2 protein-coding genes are annotated in these 2,373 nt (G+C 66.4%); one reads left to right on the top strand and one right to left on the bottom strand.

Translation table 11 applies throughout. The features are described 5' to 3' along the window. The first annotated feature begins 188 nt into the window (after positions 1-188). Complete coding sequence (locus ABZX75_RS34205) at positions 189-1,391, top strand: PIN domain-containing protein (RefSeq protein WP_355418112.1); 1,203 nt, start codon at positions 189-191, stop codon at positions 1,389-1,391. 342 nt (positions 1,392-1,733) lie between these two features. On the opposite strand, the gene ABZX75_RS34200 is transcribed toward ABZX75_RS34205, so the two are convergent. Then, a complete protein-coding gene (locus ABZX75_RS34200) occupies positions 1,734-2,138 on the bottom strand; it encodes a hypothetical protein (RefSeq protein ID WP_355418109.1) in 405 nt (134 codons plus the stop codon). Positions 2,139-2,373: the final 235 nt, after the last annotated feature.

Here is a 2,373-nt window from a genome sequence, read left to right as displayed (position 1 = left end):
GCTACGAACGCAAAGCCGAACACTTCCTCGCCTTCACCAGCATCGCCTGCACCCTCATCTGCTACCGAAGACTGACCAAATGAGATGACGTCTTAGCCTCTGGTGCCGGAATTCCCCCTGTCCCGGTGATCAGAAGTTGAGAGAGTGGCCCGCACGCCTTGGAGCCGAGGAAGACGGAGCGCCCCACATTGATCATCCTGGACGCGAACATCGTTAAGGGGACCTCGCTGCGGGGTCCTGTCGCGGACGTCCTCCGCGCCATCCGGGCCGCAGATGTGGAGCGCGTGGCCACGCCGTGGATCGCCGTGGAGGAGATCGCCGCTCAGCAGGCCCTGTCCTACGCGGAGAAGCACGAGGCGGCCATGGAGGCGTTGGACGACCTCCGGAAAGCCACCCCGTGGGAGCACGTCCACCACCCCAAGCGGTGGTCGGCGGAGCACGTGCGGAGGCACTGGCGGGAGCGGTACTCCTCGATCACGGAGGTTCTGGAGACGTCCCACACGGCCTACCAGCAGGCCCTGTTCCGGGAGATGAACCAGATTGCCCCGTGCAAGACGGTTGGCGACCACAAGACCGGGTCCCGGGACGCCGCGATCTGGCTGACGGCGGTCGAGTACGCGGCGGCACACAAGGACGAGACGGTCTACTTCGTGAGCAGCGACTCGGACGTGTCCAAGGCCGGCCAGTTCCATCCGGAGATGCAGCGGGACATCGCTGGCATGGAGAGCCGGTTCCATCTGTTCACGTCGCTTGACGACGTCGTCACCAAGTTCGCCACGAAGGTGGAGGCGTCTGCCGACGACGTTCGGGAGCTGCTGGACACCGAGGAGAGTCACGCCACGGTCCTGGCCGCGACGAGGAACGCCGCTAGGCGCTACCGGGTGGTCAGCGGCACGCCGATGCCCTCGGCCGCCAACGGTGATGCGCGGAGGACCCACAGGGCCACCAGCAACTGGTCCCCGACAGCGGTGGCACTGGACAAGGTGCTGGAGGTGAGCGGCCACGAGGTCGGCGGCCACCACTACTTCACGGCCTGGGTGCGGTGGCTACGCAGGGACGACCTGATGATCCGTGGCGAGGTGTATGAGCGGGGGTATGCCTGGGAGACGCGGGCCCTGCTGAGCACGGCGGCGGACCAAACCATGACGGTCCTCGACTTCCGGCGGCCGGGACCGATCTCGGAGGAGGACGTCCCCAACGTGCCGGCGCTCCCCCTGACGACGGAGGAGCGCCTGACGCGCTTGGGCGCGGACCACATTGCGTCGCTGATGAACCTCCGGCGATGCGGGTCACCATGGCCCGCCTCATGGCGCAGCATGGCCCGGACCTGTCGCCGGTCGAGGAGGCGCTCCGCAGCGCCCTCAACGACAGCGCAGCGTCCCGCCAGGTGAATGAGCAGATCGCGGAGGCCGTCCGCGACTTGTGGCAGGAGCCCGGCGACAAAGAGCAGGCCGGGCTACCGACGTCCACCCCCAGGTACCCGGCCCTACCCATCCGGGTGCGGACCGTTCCGCCCGCACCCCAGAGCCGCAGATCAGACCCTCAGGCGAGGCGCAGCCACGTACTCCACACCCACTCCGGGGCGATCACCTCACCCGTCGCCGCATCCGTGCAGTAGGCGCTGAAGATCTCCGAGGCGCTGAGCGGCTTGGCATAGAACTCAACCAGCTTCCAGCCGCAGCTCGACCAGCCGCGCCTGTGGTCGGCCGCCGGGCGTCAGCGTTGAGTGAGCGCTACGTCAATGCCTTCCGCACCAGTCCGGCAAATCCGTGTTTCGAACTGCTGTCGTCGAGCCGTCCGAGAAGGTCGGCCACGGCAGCCGCCTGAATCGCTGGCGCCCATCGGGACTGGAGCTCCATCAGCGCAGGCGCGCTCTCGGCGTACAGCACTTCGTAGTAGCCGCTATTCGACAGGACGACGAGGAAGCAGGGTGCACTGCCTTCCTTATCGGTGCGCAGACGGTAGATCTCCAGCCACAGAGGATTGTCGTCACGGCGACCAAGGCCGCCCCACCTGTCGTAGCCCGCGTTTTTGACTTCCTCGTCCCAGTCGTCGAGGTGTCGAAAGGGGGCAAGTGGGTCGCATTCCAGTTGAACCCACTTACCTGAGGTGGTGAGCACGAGCGGCAGCGTCGTCATAGTCAAACCGTGCCGTACGTCGCCCGCCAGGCGCTGGCGTTCTGAGACATCCGTTACTGAGCATTTTCAACTCACCCACCGATCGGGTGACGGGAGGCTCCAATTCCTGCAGGTCACAGACGTTCAGGCGGACGTTCTGAAGGGGGCGAGACAGCCGTGGCCGGCTGGGTGAAGGACGTGTGGCAGCACGTGGAACCACCGCGGCGGCGCTCGGGGCCTGGCTCGTCTTCGAAGA

Origin of the sequence: Streptomyces sp. NPDC003038, from assembly GCF_040611115.1 — a bacterium.
Lineage (GTDB): Bacteria > Actinomycetota > Actinomycetes > Streptomycetales > Streptomycetaceae > Streptomyces.
This window is presented reverse-complemented; position numbering and strand designations above follow the sequence as displayed.